This window comes from Streptomyces sp. NPDC001822, assembly GCF_042892135.1.
Lineage (GTDB): Bacteria > Actinomycetota > Actinomycetes > Streptomycetales > Streptomycetaceae > Streptomyces.
Genome location: NZ_JBIATW010000013.1, coordinates 184,052 through 190,210 on the forward strand (window position 1 = coordinate 184,052; position 6,159 = coordinate 190,210).

Annotated in this window: 6 protein-coding genes; all 6 read left to right on the forward strand. The window is 69.0% G+C overall.

Annotated features, from left to right (window positions below; translation table 11 throughout):
* The first annotated feature begins 314 nt into the window (after positions 1–314).
* The 6 genes from ACFYY2_RS26975 (at position 315) to ACFYY2_RS27000 (ending at position 6,146) form a co-directional block, all read left to right on the forward strand.
* Positions 315–650: a hypothetical protein gene (locus ACFYY2_RS26975; protein ID WP_327113586.1), complete on the forward strand. Its 336-nt coding sequence runs from the start codon at positions 315–317 to the stop codon at positions 648–650.
* 90 nt (positions 651–740) lie between these two features.
* Positions 741–1,049, forward strand: a complete 309-nt coding sequence (locus tag ACFYY2_RS26980; RefSeq protein WP_329041248.1) for a WXG100 family type VII secretion target — start codon at positions 741–743, stop codon at positions 1,047–1,049.
* Between the two features lie 156 nt (positions 1,050–1,205).
* Entirely contained in the window at positions 1,206–1,670 is a 465-nt protein-coding gene (locus tag ACFYY2_RS26985; protein WP_388747530.1) for a type VII secretion system-associated protein, read from the forward strand.
* Positions 1,671–1,820: 150 nt separating this feature from the next.
* Positions 1,821–5,135 (forward strand): AAWKG family protein, encoded by a 3,315-nt coding sequence (locus ACFYY2_RS26990; RefSeq protein WP_388747533.1) that lies wholly within the window; start codon positions 1,821–1,823, stop codon positions 5,133–5,135.
* A 181-nt stretch (positions 5,136–5,316) separates the two neighbouring features.
* A complete protein-coding gene (locus tag ACFYY2_RS26995) occupies positions 5,317–5,772 on the forward strand; it encodes a YbaB/EbfC family nucleoid-associated protein (protein WP_388747537.1) in 456 nt (151 codons plus the stop codon).
* Positions 5,773–5,774: 2 nt separating this feature from the next.
* A complete protein-coding gene (locus tag ACFYY2_RS27000; RefSeq protein ID WP_388747540.1) occupies positions 5,775–6,146 on the forward strand; it encodes a hypothetical protein in 372 nt (123 codons plus the stop codon).
* The last annotated feature ends 13 nt before the right edge of the window (positions 6,147–6,159 follow it).

The window sequence follows — 6,159 nt, forward strand, 5'->3', positions numbered from 1 at the left end:
CGCACCCCTGGAAATGCCGCAATCGCGCGTACGTCGCCGGAAACGGGCTGCGCCGATGACCGTTTGCCTTCTCCGGGCGCCCGTTCACCGACCGTTTCACGTCCCCGGAGGGAGTGCCAGGTCCCTTCCCCGGCCGCCTGAGCGGGGCGTTCATCCGCTGGCAACATCCGGACAACTCCCGTGCCATACAAGCATTCTGAAGAACTGACCTATGCTCAAATCTTCCCCAACATACGTTGCGCGGAACGCAGGCTTCTCTTTAGCCTCAGCGGGCAACGCCGCAACGAGACCGGCCTCGACGAAGGGAGTGCGGCATGGCGGACAGCGCCGCAAGGAAAGCGGACTACGCCAAGGGCTTGGGAGGTGTCTCCTCCCTGGAGTCGGCCCGCAGCGCGGTCGAGAAGATCCAGAACAACGTCGGCGAGATCGCCGCGCGTTCGGGTGTCGGCGGGGACGAGGGGCAGGCCCTGCTGAAGCTCTTCCGCAGCTGGAACGCGGAGGCGCAGAAGGTCGTCATCCAGATCAGCAAGATGGTCGACGCGCTCCAGGAGAACGTGACCTCGGCCGACCGTCTGGCGAAGGAGAACCAGGACCTGACCGAGGTGCTCAACAGCAAGACCAGCCAGGGTGTCTTCGAGGCGCTGCGCTGACCCGCCCCCTGCGGCACCGGCCCCCTCAGGGGCGGCCGGCATCCGCGACCCCGCCGGGCCCCGCGGCCCGGCCACCCGAGAGGAGATGTCATGGCTGACGGCATCATCGATGTGCAGTACGCCACGGTCCGGCACGCGATCGAGGAGCTGAAGGACCAGACCCAGCAGATCATTACGACCCTCAACAACCTCGAGGACGAGCTGAGGCCGCTCGTGACCTCGTGGGAGGGTGACGACCAGCAGATGTACCGCGGGGTCCAGGCGGAGTGGGACCAGGCCACCAAGAACATGGCCCTCCTCCTCGGCGACAGCGGCGAGCTGGTGCAGAGCATCCACGACAACCACTCCCGTGACGAGCGCAAGAGCGCCGACAACTGGGGGAACGTGCGGGCCCGTTAGGTCCCGACCGGGGCTCCCCTCCACGCATCCGGAGGCGGGCCCCGGCTTCGGTGCGCCTCTTCGGCGCGCTGCCGCCGGCCGCACCGGAGCCCGTACGGGGCGCCCGGCCGGCCACCCCGCTTCCCCGCCCGGCACCGAACCGCAGGAGGACGTCCCATGGCCGGTGAGAAGGCCGACGTCAAGCACTTCGACCTCAAGCAGATGGAGTACTTCCGGGACAACGAGGTGCAGCCGGTGTACACCGCGGCGAAGAAGCACCGCGAGGAAGGCGACGGCGCCCACATCCGGCCGCTCGGCCACCTCGTCGACGGTCACACCACCCCGGACAACCTGGCCCAGGACAAGCAGCTCCTGCGCATCGGCAGGATGGTCACCGAACCCCTGGTCTCGGGGCCGAAGCTGATCGCGGGGATACGCACGGCGGCCGAAGCCGTCGACAAACTGCTCGGCGATCAGATGGACCTCTTCAAGGAGCTGAAGGAGGCGCTCACCGAGACCATCGAGGAGGCCAACAAGACCAAGAACAAGAACCTCGACGCGATCGACGCGCAGACGCTGCTGCAGACCTTCGACGAGGTCGACACCCTCACCAGCGGCTCGTCGGGCGAAGAGACGACCTGACCGCCCCCTCCCGCTCCCCGAACCGCCGCCGCGCCCCCACACCCCGCGTCCCGTCCGCGGAGTGGGTCCGCGTGAGGTCCGTACGGCCGCGCATCCGCCCGCAGGGCCCGCGCGCCGGCCCGGACGGCAACCGACCAGAAAGGGCCCCCGGTGGCCGATCGGTACGATCCCAACTCCGTCACCAACATCGACAAGTTCGACAGCGCCGGCGACCCCTCGACCGATACCTGGGCCACTCTGGTCACCCACATCACGGGCTATCCGGTGCCGGACCGCGGCACCGTCTTCGACACGCTCCGGTCCGACCACGGCGGCAAGCTGTTCCGGATGGACATCAAGGAGCGCAGCCTCAGCCTGCTCGTCAAGGACTCCGGGTTCCTGACGAACAAGGGCGAGGACTACGACATCTGGTTCTTCGACAGCGGCAAGAAGCGGTCCATCATGCAGGCCCGGATCGTCTTCGAGGGCCGTGTGAAGGCGGGCGAGGAGATCATCTTCGCCGGGCCCGGCTCCGACAACGTCCACGACGCGCAGGTCCGCGAGGGCAACGAGTTCACGGACTACAACAAGGACAAGATGAGCACCATCCCGCTGGCCCGGTACATGAACGGGCCGCGGGCGGCGCTCCTCGGGCTGCTGGGCGGCAGCACCCAGGACGCCAGGTTCAGCAGCCTGGGCGTGCCCGGAGCCGACGTGGTGGACCTGAACTCCTTCAACACCACAGGCGAGTCCTTCGACTTCGCCGCCAAGTTCTTCAAGGACCACGCGGTGGTCCTGAAGGACTGGGAGGACCGCTTCGGCCGGGACGACGCCAGCTGGAAGGGCGAGGCGGCGGAGGTCTTCCGCAGTCTCCTGAAGAAGATCCGTGAGAACTACGACAGTTACGTCGAGACCTTCAACTCCGGCGTCGGCACCGGCGACGAGACCGGGACCGGGAACACGGTGTACTCGCGTGCCCTGTCCCTGGGCCGCAAGTATCTGGAGGACTCCGCGAGCAAGCTGCTGGACGCGTGGCTGACCTGGGCCAAGTCCTCGTACTACGACCCGCACCAGGTGCTGCGCTACGTCCTGGACGACCTTGCTCAGTGGGTGGACGCCAACAACGTGGCCAAGACGGACATCAAGTCGTACACGAGCCGCTACTCCACCACCGTCAGCCACAGCCCGCAGGGCGGCTTCTCCCAGGTACATCCCGAGTACGGCGATCTCAGCGACATCGCGAACTGGGCGAAGGTCGGCGACAAGGCGGTCAAGATCTGGTCCCAGGGCGTGGACGAGTACCTGGGCAAGCCCGCAGCCCAGGTGCAGTCCGCCCTGAACAACCGCTTCCTCGAACTGGGTGAGGACTTCACCGACAACGTCCCGAAGCCCAAGTCGACGAGCACGGCGTCGGAGGAGTACGAGAAGAAGAAGCTCAAGGAGGAGCAGGACGAGATCAAGCGGCAGAACGAGGAGAACAAGAGGTACCAGGACGAGCTCCGCGCGGAGCAGGAACGGCAGAGGGAGGAGGACAAGAAGTACCAGGACGAACTGCGTGAGGAGCAGAACCGGCAGAGGGAGGAGGACAAGAAGTACCAGGACGAGCTCCGTGAGGAGCAGAACCGGCAGAGGGAGGAGGACAAGAAGTACCAGGACGAGCTCCGCGAGGAGCAGCGCAAGGAGCAGGAGGAGGCCAAGAACCTCCAGGAGGACCTGCGGAACGAGCAGAACCAGCAGCGTGACGAGGACAAGAAGTACCAGGACGAGCTCCGCGAGGAGCAGCGCAAGGAGCAGGAAGAGGCCAAGCGCGAGGCCCAGGAACAGCAGAAGGCCGTGCAGGAGAGCCTCGGCGGCCTCAACGACCCGAAGCTCGACTCGCTGCTGAACGGCAACATCCCGGTCACGGAGAGCACGGGAAACCTGGGCGGCCTCAACGGGGACCAGCAGGGCGGCGGCGGGCCCGCCGCGGTCACCCAGAACCTCGGCAGCCTCGGAGGGCTCAACGGCGGTCCCGGCGGGACCAACAAGGCCGCCGCCGACGCCAACGAGGCCATCAGCCAGAACCTCGGCAACCTCGGAGGCCTGAACGGCGGAGCGGGCGGCCCCCTCGACACCCCGACCGGAGGCAGCACCCGGCTCACGGACGGGAACCTCACCACGGACTTCCCCGACGGCTCCACCAGCACCTTCGACCCGGACAGCGGTCTCGTGACCACCACGCACCCCGACGGCAGCGTCACCACGCAGGACCTGGGCGACGGCACCCGGCTGACCAACCCGGACGGCTCCGTCACCTCCCTCGGGGACGACGGCCGGCTGACCACGACCTTCCCCGACGGGACGACCCAGGTCGTCGACCCCGACACCGGCCAGGTCACCTCCACGGCTCCCGACGGCACCACCACCACGCAGAACCTCGGCAGCCCCGGGAACCTGAACGGCCAGAACGGCCAAGGCGGTCCGGGAGACCTCGGTGACATCGACTCCGGTGTGACGACGGAGTCGATCGGCGACCTGGGGAACCTGAACGCCGACCGGTCCGCGCTGGAGACCCCCACCGGCGGGCACACCGCGCTGGACGACGGCGACTTCACGACCACGTTCCCGGACGGCGGTGAGGGGGTCTTCGACCCGGACAGCGGGATGTTCACCTCCACGAGCGCTGACGGCACCACCGTGACGACCGACCTCACGCATGGTGCGAAGGTGACCAACCCGGACGGCTCCGTCACGTCACTGGACGACGGCCGGCTGTCCACGACGTTCCCGGACGGCAGCAAGCAGGTCATCGATCCCGACACCGGCATCGCCACCGTCACCGACCCGCAGGGCAGGACCGAGACGGTGGACCTGCACGATCTCAACGCACGGGACAGCAACACCAGTTCGGACTTCCTCGACGGGCTCGGCGGCCTCGGTGGTGCCGACGGCCTGGGCGGCGGCGGTTCCACCACGCGGGACGTGCCGTTCTCCGAACTGGGCGTCGGCGGCGGGCAGGTGACCGCCGGGGCATCCGCCGGTGGCGGCCTCGGGGCGGGCCCGGGCTCCCTCGGCGGCGGCCACGTGGCCCCGCTCTCGGACGGCGTCGCGGGCGGGAGCACCCCGCAGATCGCGGCCGGCGGGGCCGGAACCCCGGGAGCCCCGGGTACGCCCGGCAGCCCGGGCATGCCCATGGGCGGCGGAATGGGCGGCATGGGAGGGGGCGGCGACAAGGGCAACGGCGAGCGCGTACGCGCCGTCCTGGTCGACGCGGCCGAGGAGAGCGAGCGCCGCAACCGGCGCAGGCGCAGCCCGTGGAACCGCCAGGAGGACAGCGACACCTTCCTGGCACCCGCGTCCCGGGTGGCGACGACCGGCGGCGAGTCCTCCCGCGAGGAGGAGGCGGAGCCGGGCCGCAGGGCCACCACCTCCGCCGACTACCTGGAGGAGGACGCGGACGTGTGGGGCACCGAGGAGGGGGGCACTCCGGCCGTGATCGGACGATGACGATGCATCAGACAGGGCGGCGCCGGGGAGGGGAGACGTTTCCCACTCCGCCCCGCCTTCCACGGCGCACCCCGCACCGGGCAGGATCAGCAGGGGAGTTGTCCGAGGCGGGAGCGGCTCCGGGAACGCCGGCCGGGCGTCCGGCTGCACGGAGAGTACGACGGAGAAGGGCGGAGCGGGCGTGACGGAACCGCTGGAGAAACGCTTGGAGAAAGCCATGGCCGAACTCCAGGCAGCCCAGGAGGCGGTGGCGCGCACCGAGCGGGAGCTGCGGACGGCCTCCTTCACCGCGGTCTCCTCCGACCGTGCGGTCCGTGCCACCGCGGGTCCGCAGGGCGAGCTGACCGGGATCGACTTCCTGGAGAACAAGTACCGCGACATGTCCCCGCAGGAACTGGCCGCCAGTGTCCTGGAAGCGGCGAGCGCGGCACGTCTGAAGATGAACAGGCACGTCATGAAGGCGATGGCGCCCTTCGCCGAGCCCAGCAGCGACGTGCCGGAGCTCAAGGGGTTCGAGCTGGACTGGGAGCGCATCTTCGGACCCGAGGTGCTGCGCGGGGACGACGAGGATCCCGCACGCGGCGGCCGGGCCGCCCCGGCCTGGCGGGACGCACTCGGCGAAGAGGGAGGCGACTGACCGTGGGACAGCGCTACTACGTGGACCCCCAGCGCATCGAGGCCCTGGCGCGGCAGCTGGAGGAGATCGGCACGCTGACCAGGAGCATGACCGAGGAGTTCCTGGACGAGCTGGCCCTCACGGTGAACTGGCCGGGCACGGAAGGCGAGTTCGCCGAGAAGGCGAAGCCTCAGGAGCAGAAGGAGCGGCAGACCACCAAGGAGACCATGATGGCCATCCGCGAGGCGCTGGTGGGCATCACCGACGCCACGGTCAGCCAGGTGCGGATGATGAAGGAGACCCGCGACCACAACATCGAGGAAGTCGAGAAGGGCACCAACCGCATCAACACCCACGGACTCGACGGCGGCCCGGGCGGGCATGGCCGCCGCTGACCCCCGCGCCGCC

Coding starts and splice junctions, on each gene's coding strand:
- ACFYY2_RS26980 (WP_329041248.1), top strand. CDS start 741: ATGGCTGACGGCATCATCGATGTGCAGTACGCCACGGTCCGGCACGCG.
- ACFYY2_RS26985 (WP_388747530.1), top strand. CDS start 1,206: ATGGCCGGTGAGAAGGCCGACGTCAAGCACTTCGACCTCAAGCAGATG.
- ACFYY2_RS26975 (WP_327113586.1), top strand. CDS start 315: ATGGCGGACAGCGCCGCAAGGAAAGCGGACTACGCCAAGGGCTTGGGA.